Source organism: Undibacterium hunanense (assembly GCF_014284335.1).
GTDB classification, from domain to species: Bacteria; Pseudomonadota; Gammaproteobacteria; order Burkholderiales; family Burkholderiaceae_D; genus Undibacterium; species Undibacterium hunanense.
On sequence record NZ_JACOGF010000005.1, the window covers coordinates 190,613 to 203,949 of the forward strand.

General features: G+C 51.6%; 15 protein-coding genes. 2 read left to right on the forward strand and 13 right to left on the reverse strand.

Going from position 1 to position 13,337, the window contains the following annotated elements:
* Positions 1 to 2 precede the first annotated feature (2 nt).
* Complete coding sequence (locus H8L32_RS11965) at positions 3 to 920, reverse strand: LysR family transcriptional regulator (RefSeq protein WP_186947458.1); 918 nt, start codon at positions 918 to 920, stop codon at positions 3 to 5.
* A gap of 118 nt (positions 921 to 1,038) precedes the next feature.
* Between H8L32_RS11965 and H8L32_RS11970 the strand changes: the two genes are divergently transcribed.
* Both H8L32_RS11970 and H8L32_RS11975 read left to right on the forward strand, forming a co-directional pair.
* Entirely contained in the window at positions 1,039 to 1,740 is a 702-nt protein-coding gene (locus tag H8L32_RS11970) for a pirin family protein (protein WP_186947459.1), read from the forward strand.
* A gap of 141 nt (positions 1,741 to 1,881) precedes the next feature.
* Positions 1,882 to 2,451: a flavodoxin family protein gene (locus H8L32_RS11975; RefSeq protein ID WP_186947460.1), complete on the forward strand. Its 570-nt coding sequence runs from the start codon at positions 1,882 to 1,884 to the stop codon at positions 2,449 to 2,451.
* A 142-nt stretch (positions 2,452 to 2,593) separates the two neighbouring features.
* Here the strand turns inward: H8L32_RS11975 and H8L32_RS11980 are convergent, their stop codons facing one another.
* From H8L32_RS11980 to H8L32_RS12035, 12 genes are all read right to left on the reverse strand, one after another.
* Positions 2,594 to 2,998: a VOC family protein gene (locus H8L32_RS11980; protein WP_186947461.1), complete on the reverse strand. Its 405-nt coding sequence runs from the start codon at positions 2,996 to 2,998 to the stop codon at positions 2,594 to 2,596.
* 65 nt (positions 2,999 to 3,063) lie between these two features.
* Positions 3,064 to 3,468: a VOC family protein gene (locus H8L32_RS11985; protein ID WP_186947462.1), complete on the reverse strand. Its 405-nt coding sequence runs from the start codon at positions 3,466 to 3,468 to the stop codon at positions 3,064 to 3,066.
* A gap of 9 nt (positions 3,469 to 3,477) precedes the next feature.
* Positions 3,478 to 3,828: a YciI family protein gene (locus tag H8L32_RS11990; protein ID WP_186947463.1), complete on the reverse strand. Its 351-nt coding sequence runs from the start codon at positions 3,826 to 3,828 to the stop codon at positions 3,478 to 3,480.
* Positions 3,829 to 3,849: 21 nt separating this feature from the next.
* The gene (locus H8L32_RS11995) at positions 3,850 to 4,272 is read right to left on the reverse strand and encodes a VOC family protein (protein WP_186947464.1); all 423 of its coding nucleotides are present in this window, start codon (positions 4,270 to 4,272) and stop codon (positions 3,850 to 3,852) included.
* Between the two features lie 98 nt (positions 4,273 to 4,370).
* On the reverse strand, positions 4,371 to 5,660 hold the full coding sequence (locus H8L32_RS12000; RefSeq protein WP_186947465.1) for an RNA polymerase sigma factor: 1,290 nt from the start codon (positions 5,658 to 5,660) through the stop codon (positions 4,371 to 4,373).
* A 169-nt stretch (positions 5,661 to 5,829) separates the two neighbouring features.
* Positions 5,830 to 6,654: a DUF2145 domain-containing protein gene (locus H8L32_RS12005; protein WP_186947466.1), complete on the reverse strand. Its 825-nt coding sequence runs from the start codon at positions 6,652 to 6,654 to the stop codon at positions 5,830 to 5,832.
* Entirely contained in the window at positions 6,654 to 7,097 is a 444-nt protein-coding gene (locus H8L32_RS12010) for a hypothetical protein (RefSeq protein WP_186947467.1), read from the reverse strand. Before H8L32_RS12010 ends, H8L32_RS12005 begins: the two co-directional genes overlap by 1 nt.
* 213 nt (positions 7,098 to 7,310) lie before the next feature.
* Positions 7,311 to 9,371, reverse strand: a complete 2,061-nt coding sequence (locus H8L32_RS12015) for a M13 family metallopeptidase (RefSeq protein ID WP_186947468.1) — start codon at positions 9,369 to 9,371, stop codon at positions 7,311 to 7,313.
* Positions 9,372 to 9,754: 383 nt separating this feature from the next.
* A complete protein-coding gene (locus H8L32_RS12020; RefSeq protein ID WP_186947469.1) occupies positions 9,755 to 10,660 on the reverse strand; it encodes a sulfurtransferase in 906 nt (301 codons plus the stop codon).
* 48 nt (positions 10,661 to 10,708) lie between these two features.
* Positions 10,709 to 11,188, reverse strand: coding sequence for a GNAT family N-acetyltransferase (locus tag H8L32_RS12025; RefSeq protein WP_186947470.1), 480 nt, complete (start codon positions 11,186 to 11,188; stop codon positions 10,709 to 10,711).
* 36 nt (positions 11,189 to 11,224) lie between these two features.
* Entirely contained in the window at positions 11,225 to 12,052 is an 828-nt protein-coding gene (locus H8L32_RS12030) for a LytR/AlgR family response regulator transcription factor (protein WP_186947471.1), read from the reverse strand.
* 42 nt (positions 12,053 to 12,094) lie between these two features.
* Positions 12,095 to 13,219 (reverse strand): sensor histidine kinase, encoded by a 1,125-nt coding sequence (locus tag H8L32_RS12035; RefSeq protein WP_186947472.1) that lies wholly within the window; start codon positions 13,217 to 13,219, stop codon positions 12,095 to 12,097.
* Positions 13,220 to 13,337: the final 118 nt, after the last annotated feature.

A 13,337-nucleotide genomic window follows, 5' to 3' on the forward strand; every position in this document is an offset into this window, starting at 1 on the left:
CTTCAATTACCTATCAGCATGCGTTGCACGACAGGGTCTTGCAACTTTTGTAAAAACCACATCAGGGCCTTGCCTTTGTTGGCACTGCGCCAGACCAGGCGATTATCTTCCGGCGGGCGGGTCGCATCCGTCTTTTTTTCTACCAATGCACCACTGCGCAAATAGGGTAAGGCCAGCCTGCGCGGCAAGTGGCCGCAGCCCAGCCCCGCCAGCTGGGCCACCAGTTTGGCCTGCATGGTGGGGACGGTCAGCGTATCTTGCCCGCTTAACAAACCTGCCGTCATGGATGGCAGGGTCAGCCCGGTGTCACCAATGGCAATTGCCCTGTGTGCCTGCAAGATGGCTGGTGTCAGCAATCCTTCGGCCTGCGCCAGCGGGTGTTGCGGGGCAACCGCAAATACCCATTCCACACTGCCCAGCAGGCGGGTTTGAAATTCACCCCGCATGCGTATGGCATCTGGCCCGTAATAAGCAGCACCGATGGCCAGGTCGGCGCGACCCGACACCATGGTTTCCCAGACGCCGGACAAAATCTCTTCGCTGATACGGATGCGCGTGCCGCAGCTTTGTTGTTCAAATTCCTTGATCAAGGGGATCATGTCATCGAACTGTATGATGCCATCAATGACGATGCGCAATTCTGCCTCCCAGCCACTGGCGGCGCGTTTTACGCGGTTTTCCAGTTCCTGGGCAGCGATCAGCAGGTTTCTTCCCTGGAATAACAGTTCTTCCCCTGCAATGGTCAGTTTCGCGCGGTGGCCGCGCCTGTCATAGAGCAGGACATCAAGGTCTTCTTCCAGTTTGCGTATACTATAGGTGATGGCTGATGGCACCTTGTCCAGCGCCGCTGCTGCTGCTGCAAAGCTGCCTTTACGGTCTATCGCATCAAGGATTTGCAGGGCTTCGAGAGTGATATTCACGATTGTTCAAAAAATTTGAATGAGATGTAGAAAATTCTACCCTTATATGAATGATTTTGCTTGTATATAGTACGTTCATCGCCTGAAAACAATATTCAGGAATTTTGAAAGGACTTATATGATTACGCTTAGATCGTCACAAGAACGCGGCCATGCCGAGCACGGTTGGCTCAAATCGCATCACAGTTTTTCATTTGCTGAATATTATGACCCACAGCATATGGGTTTTGGCCCTCTGCGCGTCATCAATGATGACTGGATCGCTCCGGCGATGGGTTTTGGTACCCATCCACACCAGAACATGGAAATCATTACCTATGTGCTGGAAGGCGCGATTGCGCATAAAGACAGCATGGGCAATGGCAGCACGATACGTCCCGGCAATGTACAGTACATGAGTGCAGGCACTGGCGTACGTCATTCGGAATTCAATCCGGCCAATACCGAACATACGCGTTTGCTGCAAATCTGGATACAGCCAGATCAACTGGGCGGTGAACCGCTGTACGGCGAAAAAGAATTCAGCCGTGAAGAAAAACAGGGGCGCCTGCGTCTGGTCGTATCTGGTGATGGGGCTGATGGCTCTATCAAAATCCGCCAGAATGCAAGCTTGCAGATAGGTTTGTTCGATGCAGAGCAAAGGCAGGAAGTAGCACTGGCAGCAGACCGCCTGACTTATGTGCATGTGGCACGCGGCGAGTTGACAGTCAACGGTTTGAGCCTGAAGGAAGGCGACGCCGTAAAAATCCAGAATGAAGAAAAACTCATCCTGGAGCAGGGCAAGCAGGCAGAAGTACTGGTATTTGATTTACCTCACTGATTGAAGCTCAGGCGGACACAGTGAAGCTTACGCAGTGAATCGGACACAGGCACTACCTCAAAAGTAGTGTCTGTGTCTGTTGCTGATTTACGAACTAACTATTTTCGAACCAATATTCGAACCAACATACGGAGTAAGAACATGACTAAAGTTGCTATTGTTTATCATTCAGGTTATGGCCATACCACCAAGGCAGCCGAAGCTGTACACGCAGGTGCCGCCGCGGCCGGTGCCGATGTCGAACTGATCAAGATCGATGCAGAAGGTAATATCACTGACGCACAATGGGAAAGCCTGGCGGCAGCAAATGCCATCGTGTTTGGCTCACCTACCTACATGGGTACCGTATCCTGGCAGTTCAAGAAATTTGCCGATGCATCTTCCAAGCCCTGGTATAGCCAGGTCTGGAAAGACAAGATCGCTGCAGGCTTTACCAATTCTGCATCGATGAATGGCGACAAACTGTCGACCCTGCATTACCTGTTCACGCTGTCACAGCAACATTCCATGATCTGGGTCGGCACCGGTTTGATGCCAGCCAACAGCAAGGCTGCACAACGCAATGACATCAATTACGTCGCCAGCTTCAGCGGTTTGATGACGCAATCCCCATCTGATTCCACACCAGAAGAAGGTCCATTGCCTGGTGACCTGGAAACAGCGAAACTGTTTGGCAAGCGCATTGTTGAAGTAGCGCAAAAGTTCAAATAAGCTGAAACTGGAATGAAGTAAAAGATCCGCCCAGTCACAGATTCGGCGGATTTTTTTATGTGGATTCCGATAATTATTTAAGGCGCCCATAAAAAAGCCGCCTGTAAAACGGGCGGCCTGATCAAATTAAGCTTGTGCAGACTTATTTGGACTCGCCTTCAGCGACCATGTGCACCAATTCCCAGCCATGCCCATCGATATCATGGAAGCCATGCCCATACATGAAACCATGGTCCACTGGCTCTTTAGGTATTGTGGCACCAGCAGCCTTTGCCTTGGCGACCAGGCTATCGACCTGCTCGCGGCTGTCGCAAGACAGGCAGTTCAACACTTCGGTGCGTTCACGCGCGTCGCTGATGGGTTTGTTGGTAAAACCGGCAAAGAATTCTTCGACCAGCAACATGACGAACAGGTTTTCTCCCATTATCATGCAGGCACCCTGGTCATTCGTGAACTTGGGCTCAAAGCTATAACCCAGGCTGTTCCAGAATTCTTTGGAACGGGGCAGGTCTTTGACAGACAGATTTACAAAGATTTGCTTATGCATTTTGTTTTGCTTTCATTTTCGGTAGTGTTGTACGGGTAGGGGCAGGTCCAGTGAGTTGAACTGCTTTATTGGCATGCAGTTTCAGTTGCCCATGCACAGCAATTCCAGCCATGGCCATCAAGATCATAAAAGCCCTGCGCATACATGAAGCCATGATCTTCTGCTTCGTCAGGTACGGTGGCACCCGCAGCCCTGGCTTTTGCGATCAGGGTATCGACATGCTCGCGGCTGTCGCAAGAGACTGCATGTAACACTTCTACCCGTTCCTGCGCATCGCAAACGGGTTTGTGGGCAAAGCTGGCAAAGAGTTCTTCCTCCAGCAGCATGACCAGGATGCTTTCACCAAAGATGACGCAGGCGGCTTTGTCACTGGAGAATTTGGAGTCAAAGCTATAACCCAGGCTGCTCCAGAATTCCCTGGAACGCGACAGATCTTTGACAGGCAGATTAACAAAAATTTGCTTATGCATTTTATCTCCTTAATTTGTTATTGCCGCAGGCAAATCCAGCGCACGCACTGGACGCACTTCTATACTGCCATGCTGGGCCGGGGGGATTTTTGACGCCAGTTGTATGGCTTCATTGAGATCTCTGGCATCAATCAGGTAGAAACCAGCCAGCATTTCCTTGGTCTCGGCAAACGGGCCATCCGTCACGGACAATTGCCCGTTTCTGACCCTGACTGTAGTGGCGGTATGCACGGGATGCAAAGGTTCGGCAGCCAGCATATGGCCACTTTCCATCAGACCCTGCGCATACCCTGCACATTTTTCGTCCGGGCAGGCATTCCAGTGTTCATTGTCGAGATATACCAGGCATAGGTATTTCATAGTGGCTCCGGCAAAGGCTGATTACAGTGGCAGGGGTTCGCCATTGATGATCCAGGGTGTGCCGTATTTATCTACCAGCATGCCCCAGCTTTTGGCCCAGAATGCAGGCTGTACCGGCATGGTTACATTGCCGCCATCGGCCAGGGCATTGAAGATGCGCGTGGCTTCTTCGGTGGTATCGTAGTTAAGTGTGAATGACACACCCTTGATACCTTCATACGGCATGTGCTGCGGGCAATCGCCGGCAAACAGCAGGCCGCCATCCGGCAACTCAAGGCGGGCATGCAGGATATTGTTGACTGCTTCTGGTGGCATCATGGCTGCCATGGGAGATTCGGCACCACTCATCATGACGGTGATCTTGCCACCCAGGGTTTGTTCGTAAAAATACATGGCTTCTTTGCAGTTGCCGTTGAAACTCAGATAAGCGACGGGATGTGGCATGATCAATTCCTTCATTGTTGGACTTCAAAATGGGCGTGAAAGCGTTTCCACATCAGATAGTCGATTGGTGAGGCTGCAAATCGACATCAATTCAAAAATTATTTTATTTTTTTTATTTCAGCCAGCTTGTTTTGTAAAAAACGACGTTCCGGTTCCTGTCTGCACAGGGTCAGGGCTTGCTCATAGGATAATCTTGCCTGCTGTAAATTACCGCTGCGTCTTTGCAGGTCTGCCCTGGCGGCGTGCGCCAGATGGTAGTTCTGCATTTCACCATTCTGCAACAGGCTCTCCACCAGTTGCAAGCCTGTTTTTAATCCGCCGCTGCACATGGCAAGAGCAATGGCGCGGTTCAATTCGATGACGGGGCTGGCTTCGACACGCAACAGGGCATCATATAAGCCGACGATCTGTGGCCAGTCGGTATCTGTATAGTTTGCTGCCTCAGCATGCACGGCAGAAATGGCGGCCTGCAAGCTGTAAGCACCAAAGCGGCCTGAGCGCAAAGCCTGTTCCACCAGCGCTGATCCTTCGGCGATCAGTACCGGATTCCACAATTGCCGGTCTTGCTGTTCCAGCGCGATCAGCTCACCCTGGGTATCAATGCGGGCAGGGCGGCGAGATTCATGCAGGAGCATCAATGCCAGCAAGCCGCTGACTTCTGGTTCCGGCAATAACTCTCCCAGCAGCCGTGCCAGGCGTATGGCTTCGGCCCCCAGATCCAGGCGCAGGGCTGATGCCCCGGCTGAACTGGAATAAGCTTCATTGAAAACCAGGTAAATCACCCGTAATACGCTATGCAGGCGGGCAGGCAGGTCTGCTTTTTCGGGTACCTGGTAGGGGATATTCGCATCACGGATTTTGGCCTTGGCACGTACGATGCGTTGTGCCAGCGTGGGGGCCGGAGTCAGAAAGGCATGAGCGATTTCTTCGGTGGTCAGGCCACAGACTTCGCGCAGGGTCAGGGCGACCTGGGCATCTGCTGCCAGCGCTGGGTGACAGCAGGTAAAGATCAGGCGCAGCCTGTCGTCTTCCATGATGTCGGCTTCACCGGGCAGGGCGCTTTCATCTGCCAGTGCTTCTACCGTATCGATATGCTGGTCCAGCGGATCAAAACGTCTTTGCCGGCGTATGCTGTCGATGGCCTTGTAGCGTCCTGCCGATACCAGCCAGGTGTGCGGGTGATCGGGCATGCCTTTTTCTGGCCATTGTTCCAGTGCAGCCTTGAAGGCTTCATGCAAGGCTTCTTCTGCCAGGTCGAAATCGCCCAGCAAATGCACCAGCGTCGCGAAGACGCGTCGGCTGTCGCTCTTGTATATATCCTGAACGTTTTGTTTGAACTGGTCGTGCTGATCGTGCTGTTCTTGCTTGGAATTGCTGCCTGCAGTCATCACAAGGATCATCCATGGCTGTGGGTATCAAGCCAGACCGAGGTATCTGATGAACATGCTGATAGTTCAGATAATTGCGCGCACTCGTCCGGGTGCGCAGAAGTGTAGCACTATCGGAATGAGGCATGTCATCTGACACGCCCCTGTTCCTGTTCTTGTGGAAAGACGGCTACAGACCCAATACCAGTTTTTCTGTTTTAGGGTCTTTGGCCATCATGAATCTGACAATGGATTCCACTGTCACAGTATCGATCTGGCCTGCCATGCGACGATCGAAGGGATGATCATCAAAACTCACATTGGCTCTGAACATGCGTGCCCCCAGGCGGGTGGCGGCGGAAATCTGCAAGGTGTCAGGCTGGTAGGCGGCTGCTTTCAACCAGGCCTGGGCCTGGCCACGGGTTTCTATCTTCAGATCGCTGGCCTGGGCTGCGGCAATGACTTCCAGCGCCCATTGATTGGAATTCTGATAGGTCGTTGAAAACGGATAAGACAGCATGTTGTAACGGGCTGCATGCAGGTTTTTGGCACGGCCATTGGCCATGACGAGTTTCAGGTTTTGCTGCAATTCAGGGCTGGGGATGAGGATCAAGGTTTCAAAGGCGAACATGTCGTCCAGGAAGAAATTGCCCAAGCCTTCACGAAACAGGTCCGAATTAGCGGTGCCACACTGGTTCAGTTCATGCATGACTGACCAGGTGCCATCAGGCATATGCTGTATCAGCCCCAGATGGGAATAGCGCAGTTTGTATTTGGACAAATCCTGGCCAACGCGGGCGATGATGGCAATTTCTGCCTTGCTGTCATCCAGCCTGAGTTTGGTCTTTTGTGCCAGTTCCAGTGCCTTCATGGCCTTTCTGGGGTCTAGCGCACTGTCTTCACAAGGGCGTCCGGCAAAGGACGGCAGGCTGAATGCCAGGCAGACCAGCAGCAGGCAATACCTGACCCAACTGCTAACGTCTGTCCTTGCCAGTCCGAATGCCGTGCGCTTCATCATTGCACCCTGGTGTGATGCATGAGTGCACTGCCGACTTCATTTGGTATGAATGCCAGTGCCTTGCCAGCACTGACCAGCAGATAGCCGGTAGTGGTGGCGCTGACTTCTATCACGGCGCCACTGACCAGAGCAGCTTTTTCTATACCCTTGCCAGACAGTTTGACGGTCGCGCTGGCTGCTTCGGTTGAACCTTTCAATACCACGGTAACGCCATCGGCTGCTGTTTTGACGCTGTCAACCACGACCTGACCAGACCCCACGACCATGGACATGCTGCCCAGCATGACGATGCCGACACCCGCAGACAGTGCTTCGGAACCATTCGATGGACCGCATGACAGGCAATCACCGGCCTGTGCCTGGACGGCAAACAGGCTGGATGCCATCAGGGTACTAATCAGAATGGTAGTGCGGGTAAATCTTTGCAATCGTGTTGACACGGTATCTCCTTCGTTGATGTAAGACCTCACTTTATGATGAGACCACAAAAGCACAAGCAATTTGTCATTAGTAGCAAATAGTTACAGAAAAGGTAGCAGAATATGATGCCTTGGTCTTGACCCTGACGGGGTCGGTCCTGGCACTGATGTGTAAATGCAAAAAGGGCCGGAATGTTCCGGCCCTTTAGCTGTTTCATGATGACGCGGGTTGACTTACCAGATGGCGACGCGTTTTTCTGGTGCCAGGTACATCTTGTCGCCCGGCTTCACGTCAAAGGACTTATAGAAATCCGGGTGATTGACCATGCTGCCATTGACGCGGAATTCGCCAGGTGAATGCACGTCGGTTTTTACCAGGGTAATTGCACGCTTTTCGCTTGATTTGTTGCGTCTGGCCTGGGCCAGACCCATGAACAGGCGCTGTTCTGCCGTCCAGCCATCAATCACCGGCGCCGGCTTTCCTTCCAGCGACAGTTTGTAGGCACGCAGGGCCATGACGATACCGGCATTGTCGGCAATGTTTTCACCCAGCGTCAGCTCACCATTGAGGAAGTGGCCAGGCACCGGGCTGTAGCCATTGTATTGTTCGACCAGTACCTTGGTTTTGCTCTTGAATTTTTCCTTGTCTTCGGCAGTCCACCAGTTGCGCAGATTGCCGTCACCGTCGTATTGCGCTCCTTGGTCATCAAAGGCATGGCTGATTTCATGGCCTATCGAAATACCCAGTGCACCATAGTTGAAGGCATCTTCAGCATTCACATCAAACAGCGGTGATTGCAGGCGTGCCGCCGGAAAGACGATTTCATTCATCTCTGGACTGTAATAGGCATTCACCGTTTGTGGTGTCATATGCCACTCTTCGCGGTCGATCGGTTTACCCAGCTTGGCGACTTCCCTTTCTTGTGCGAAGGCACGGGCACGTATGAGATTGCCCACCAGATCATCGCTGCGTATCGTCAGTTTGGAATAATCCAGCCACTTGTTCTGGTAACCAATCTTGACGCTGATCTTGGACAATTTGATTTGTGCCTGTTTCTTTGTTTCCGGGCTCATCCAATCCAGGGTATCAATACTCTGTTTGAACGCGGCCAGGAAATAGCGCACCATCTTCTCTGTGCGCTGTTTGACTTCAGGTGAAAAATATTTTTCTACGTAGGCTTTGCCTACCGCTTCACCCAGCACCTGATCGACCAGTGCGACGCCGCGTTTGTCACGAGTACGGTTTTCCTGGATACCGGCTATTAGTGCGCCCTTGAAGGCAAAATCTGCATTCACAAAATCGGATGACAGGAAAGGCGCATACACGTTGATCAGATGCCATGTGAAATACGATTTCCAGGCGTCGAGCGAGTTCGTGCTCAGGCTTTCATTAAAGCCTTTGATATAACTGGGTTGCTGGATGATCAGTTCATTGATTTTTCCTGCCATACCGGTGGCTTGCAGATAGGCCTGCCAGTCGTAGGCGGGCGTCAGTGCTGGCAAGTCACCGATAGCAAACTTGTTGTAGCTTTTGACGGGGTCACGGTTTTGTACTGCCGTCCACTGCACTTTGGCAATTTCAGTTTCCAGCGCAACGACGCGTTTGGCCTGCTCGGCCGCATTCTGTTCACCCGCCAGTGTCAGCATTTTTTCTATATGTGCCTGGTATTTGTTGCGGATATCCGTCATCTTGGGATCATCCAGCTTCAGGTAATAATCACGGTTGGGCAAGCCCAGTCCGCTCTGGGAAACACCTACCACATACTGGCTGGAATTTTTATTGTCCTGATGAATACCAACGCGCAGCGGGGTCGTCACACCGATTTGGTGGAAATGGGCAATCAGTGCCGGTATGGCCTTTTTGTCTGACAATGCGGCGATGCTGCTCAATTCGGTTTTCAGCGACTGTATGCCGAGCGCATTCAGTTTTTTCTCATCCATGAAACTGTTATACAAGTCACCGATTTTTTGATTATCAGTTCCTGCCACTTTATTGCCATCTTTTGCCGCACCTTCGACAATGCTGCGCAATTGCTGCTGTACATCTTCACGGGCCTGCATGAAGGTACCCCAGTCTGATTTGTCGGACGGGATTTCATTCGCCTTCAACCAGCCACCTTGTGCATAGCGGTAAAAATCATCCTGCGCGCGCGTCGCCTTGTCCATGTTTTCTGGTTTGATGCCAGAGCCCAGGGCGGCAGTCTTGACTACTGTACTGCCCGATGCTGTATCAGCAGCCTGGCAGACTGGGGCCAGCAAGGCGAGAGTGAGGGTGCTGAGGAGAAGGCGTTTCATGTTGTTCCCTTTGTGTCGGACTTACGAAAAAATGCCCCAGCTGCGTTGCAGCTCCTTTCCTGGGAGCCGTGTACTAAAGTACTGTCTTCGTCGCTGGCGGTGCAGTCGGGGTTTCAGACAATGTATTGTCTGCCGACGTAACGAACCTACCTTACAAGGTAGGTTTCCTAAAGCGTTAGACTTGCTGGGACAATTTTTCGTAAGCCGTATTTATGTTTTATGTGAACCGTAAGCGGTTAATTGTGCCGAGTGAGAAGCTATTGTTTTCGACAACAGGCTTTTGACACGTTACCAGAACCTTAGTTCCAATTTACATAGAAAGCAAAAAGCGCATTTCTGACATCATCAGAAATGCGCTTTTTTATTGCAGAGTGCTGGCGGGATTATCCGGCAGTGGCTTCTGCCGAAACTGCCGGTTCACTGGCCCCTGTTGATTCTTTCTTGCAATGTGGGCAAGATTTGCCGGATATATACCAGGGCGACAATTGTTCACGTGGCGTGACAACGGCGCGGCAGGCAAAGCACTGTTTGGTGTCGGTGGCTTCCAGCTGTGGATTCAGTGCTGTGCGGTAGTCAAACACAAAACAGTCGCCATGATAATGATCTCCGCCAACTTCTTCAAAATACTTGAGGATGCCGCCTTCGAGCTGATACACGCTGTCAAAGCCAACGTTCTGCATATGGATAGCGGCTTTTTCGCAGCGTATGCCACCGGTGCAAAAAGTCACCACGGTCTTGTCATTCAAAGCATCGCGGTTAGCTTCGATGACAGCTGGAAATTCGGTGAACTTGGCAATGCGGTAATCAATGGTGTGGTCAAAGCTGCCAACATCGACTTCAAAGTCATTGCGGGTATCGACCATGACCACGGCTTTGCCATTGTCATCATGGCCCTGGTCCAGCCAGCGCTTCAGTGTGTGAGCATCCACTGCGGGGGCGCGGCCTTCTTCGGGCTTGATCAGCGGCATGCGCATGGTGATGATTTCTGCCTTCAGCTTGACCAGTATCTTGGTAAAAGGCTGGTGGTCAGAAAAACTTTCCTTGGCGACCACATCTGCAAAGCGCGGGTCCTGGTGCAGCCAGTCCATATACGCATCAATTTCATGGCGCAAGCCGGCCAGAAACATATTGATGCCTTCCGGCGTCAGCAGTACCGTGCCTTTCAGATTGAGTTCCTTGCATTTATCCAGAAACACCTGGCGTTTTTCAGCGGTGTCATTGAAAGTGATGAACTTGTAGGCAGAAATATTGACGTAGGGTTTATCGGGTGTTTGTATTACAGCGGGCATGATGAAATTCAGTAAGTCATTGATTTGGCAGCATTATAAGCGATTTAATCAGGCTTTTGCGGTCCACAGCATCTCGATATGGGGAATATCATCTTCCAGATAGATGTCAGAAACCGTCTCAAAACCAAAGCTGCCATAGAATTTTTCCAGGTAAGCCTGGGCACCTATGCGGATATCGGCAGCAGGGTAGAGTGTATGCAGGGCCTTGATGCCATTCGCAATTAAAGCTTTGCCAACGCCGGTGCCACGCCAGTCTTTGGTACTGATGACGCGGCCCAGCGAGGTTTCGGTAAAGCTGATGCCGGCGGGTACGATACGCAGGTAAGCAGCCACTTCGCCTGTTGGCGTCCAGGCAGTAAGGTGATGCGACAAGGGATCTTTGCCATCCACATCCTGATAGACGCAATTTTGTTCAATGATAAACACGGCAGCACGGGCCTGGTAAATGGCATGCAATTGCAGATTGCTTAATTCTGCAAAGCTGACGCATTGCCATTGCAAATCGTTTAAGTTTTTAATCGTATTCATCAATATTCTGTCTGGTTTGCTTTGAAAGCCACTAGCTTACATCTGACGGAACAGGTGTGCATAGACCCGGCTGACTTGTAGCTTGTCCTCACTACCTTTCAACTTCAGGCTGATCTTGCCCGTCTCATCCTTGTTGGCGATCTGTATGTGCAGGGTATTGACCACGGTGCTGCGATGGATTTGCCAGAAGATGCTGCTGTCCAGTTGCGGCAACAATTCACGCAGACTGCTGCGTATCAGCGATGAATGTTCTTTGGTGACGACATTGATGTATTTGTCCGTGGCTTCAAAATACAGTACTTCATCGACCGGTATCATGCGTATCTGATTGCCGACTGCTGCGCGGATAATACGCAGGCGTTCTGGTGTTGCCTGGTTGCCAGTGTTAGTACCAACTGACAGAGCCTGGCCTGGTACCAGATGGCGCAATTGTTCCAGTACGCGATCCAGCTCATTTGGCCTTTGTGCCCCATCATCCAGCCTGGCCTGCAATCTTTGTACTGTCTTTGCCAGACGTTCTTCACTGGCCGGTTTCAGCACGTAATCGGATGCTGAATGTTCAAACGCTTCAATCGCATATTCATCATAGGCAGTGACGTAGACGATCAGGGGGAAGGCCTTGTCATCCGGCCATTCTTCTGCCAGTTCCTGCGCCACTTCCAGGCCAGTCTTACCTGGCATTTTAATGTCGAGAAACAGGATGTCAGGCTGTTTGTCCAGGGCTTCCTGGACGGCATGTACGCCGTTTTCCACCACGGCACATAGCTGTAGTTCTGGCCAGAGTTTTTCCAGCATTTTTTGCAGGGTCAGCGACAGTATCGGTTCGTCTTCGGCAATCAGGGCGCGTTTGGCTGTTGTGGTCATTGGTAGGTACTCACATTCAATCAGTTAAATCAGTTAATTCAGTTAAAGAGGAATGGTGAGATGGGCAATTGCCCCCTCGGGTTGATTGGCTTGCAGGCTCAGGCTGGCTTGTGGCCCATACAGCGCTAGTAGGCGCTCACGGATATTGGCATTGCCGACATGCTGGTCTGTGCTGCTGATGTTCTTGTTGTCATCATAATTAAAAGGCAGGCCCAGGCCGGTATCGATGATTTTCAGATGTAGCTGTGTGCCCAGTTTTTCGGCGACGACGTGGATGCTGCCACCTTCCATCTTGGGTTCCAGCCCATGCTTGATGGCGTTTTCCACCAGGGGTTGCAAGAGCATGGGGGCGATGGTGATATGTTGCAAATCGTCTGGCAGATCGAGGGTGTAATGCAGGCGCTTGCCCATGCGTATGGCCAGTAATTCAAGATAGGCTTGCATCAGCGTAAATTCCTGCTTCAGCGTGGTTTGTTCTGCCCGGGATGAGCTCAGGGTATTGCGCAGATAGACTATCAGCTGTGCCAGCATGTGCTGGGCGCGTGGTGGGTCAATAGCGATCAAGCCTTGCAGATTGGCCAGGGTATTGAACAGCATGTGAGGTTCTATCTGTGCCTGCAACATTTGCAACTGGGCTTGCATGGCCTGTTTTTCTATGGCGGCATTCTTGGCTTTTTCTGCTTCGGCAGATGCCTGCAATTCAGACATCTTGCTACGGTTCCAGAACGACCATGCAGCGATCAGGCTGACGAAACATGTCAGGGTGACAACGCCGCCCATGTAAGACCATCTGAATTTACTGATATCAGGTAGGGGATAGTTAAACGTAACGGCCGCAACAAACATCCCAACAAGCAAGGCAAGTGGTGCCACCATGACACACATCAGGTAAAAACCGATAGTGTTAGGCGTGCCCGCTCCCCAAAAAAGACGCTTGAACAACTTGATCAGTGAATAGGCAGAAAAGCCTATGAACATCGAAAACAAAATGTTTTGAAACAGAGTCCCGCCGCCGCGCAAGACAAAGGTAACAGCGAAACCGCAAGTCGTATTGATGGCCAGCAGGCGTGGCATGTCCCCGATAATACCTACCAGGCTTTGGTAATGTTCTGGCTTTAATCTCGACTGCAAATAAGTCTGGGTCTGCTGCAAAAGTTTGTTGTTCATGTCATCTTGGGCCGGGTATTTTCGTGTTTGCAGCTTAACCTGCCTGCTGCCTGCGCAACAGGCAAACAGGACAAAGCCTGTGTTTTTTGTCGTAAAGGCCAGCCAAACTGGCGCGAGT

Excerpts from the sequence above, each read along its gene's own strand:
- H8L32_RS12005 (WP_186947466.1), bottom strand. The coding sequence starts at position 6,654 with ATGAAGCGCACGGCATTCGGACTGGCAAGGACAGACGTTAGCAGTTGG.
- H8L32_RS12030 (WP_186947471.1), bottom strand. The coding sequence starts at position 12,052 with ATGACCACAACAGCCAAACGCGCCCTGATTGCCGAAGACGAACCGATA.
- H8L32_RS12035 (WP_186947472.1), bottom strand. The coding sequence starts at position 13,219 with ATGAACAACAAACTTTTGCAGCAGACCCAGACTTATTTGCAGTCGAGA.
- H8L32_RS11970 (WP_186947459.1), top strand. The coding sequence starts at position 1,039 with ATGATTACGCTTAGATCGTCACAAGAACGCGGCCATGCCGAGCACGGT.
- H8L32_RS12015 (WP_186947468.1), bottom strand. The coding sequence starts at position 9,371 with ATGAAACGCCTTCTCCTCAGCACCCTCACTCTCGCCTTGCTGGCCCCA.
- H8L32_RS11985 (WP_186947462.1), bottom strand. The coding sequence starts at position 3,468 with ATGCATAAGCAAATTTTTGTTAATCTGCCTGTCAAAGATCTGTCGCGT.
- H8L32_RS11995 (WP_186947464.1), bottom strand. The coding sequence starts at position 4,272 with ATGCCACATCCCGTCGCTTATCTGAGTTTCAACGGCAACTGCAAAGAA.
- H8L32_RS11990 (WP_186947463.1), bottom strand. The coding sequence starts at position 3,828 with ATGAAATACCTATGCCTGGTATATCTCGACAATGAACACTGGAATGCC.
- H8L32_RS11980 (WP_186947461.1), bottom strand. The coding sequence starts at position 2,998 with ATGCATAAGCAAATCTTTGTAAATCTGTCTGTCAAAGACCTGCCCCGT.
- H8L32_RS12020 (WP_186947469.1), bottom strand. The coding sequence starts at position 10,660 with ATGCCCGCTGTAATACAAACACCCGATAAACCCTACGTCAATATTTCT.
- H8L32_RS12025 (WP_186947470.1), bottom strand. The coding sequence starts at position 11,188 with ATGAATACGATTAAAAACTTAAACGATTTGCAATGGCAATGCGTCAGC.
- H8L32_RS12000 (WP_186947465.1), bottom strand. The coding sequence starts at position 5,660 with ATGACTGCAGGCAGCAATTCCAAGCAAGAACAGCACGATCAGCACGAC.
- H8L32_RS11975 (WP_186947460.1), top strand. The coding sequence starts at position 1,882 with ATGACTAAAGTTGCTATTGTTTATCATTCAGGTTATGGCCATACCACC.